Raw genomic sequence first — 472 nt, 5'->3', positions numbered from 1 at the left:
ATTGTTGTCTTCTTTCCTGCAAATCTTTTGAATTTTTTCTATTGACTTCTGTTTGGAATTGTCATTATATAGTTCATTATTGATTTTATTTATCAGATCCATTTCGTTTAATGATTTGGAGGATAAATATTTTTTTATTTTTTCATCAGACAGGTTTTCATTCTTTATTGCTTCCTCGATTAATTGTTTACCTAATTTATTGGTCATGTTTTCAATACGGTAATGACATAATGTAATTACAAATTGAAATGCATTGTTTTTTGTATTTGCTTCCATGTAGGAGTTGCAATTGATTCCTTGAAATCCTGTTACGTTTATTCCAAATTTTACTGGATATTTTACTTGTATATTTTTTTCTCCAGGAGTATATAATATTCTTCTAACATTTGGAACATTTTGGCAAGACGTTTCATCTAAAAAAGCAAAATATTCTGTTTTTATGTCTGTTGTTTTTAGTTTTTTTTAAGATCTT

The 472-nt window shown here is 26.3% G+C and carries 1 pseudogene; it reads right to left on the bottom strand.

Annotated features, from left to right (window positions below):
• Positions 1–276 (bottom strand): annotated as a pseudogene (locus tag ON24_RS08845) (transposase); the annotation flags it as partial.
• Positions 277–472: the final 196 nt, after the last annotated feature.

Origin of the sequence: Methanobrevibacter boviskoreani JH1, from assembly GCF_000320505.1 — an archaeon.
In the GTDB taxonomy this organism is placed as follows: domain Archaea; phylum Methanobacteriota; class Methanobacteria; order Methanobacteriales; family Methanobacteriaceae; genus Methanarmilla; species Methanarmilla boviskoreani.
The sequence above is the reverse complement of the archived record's forward strand: the minus strand, read 5'-3'. Positions and strand labels throughout refer to the sequence as shown.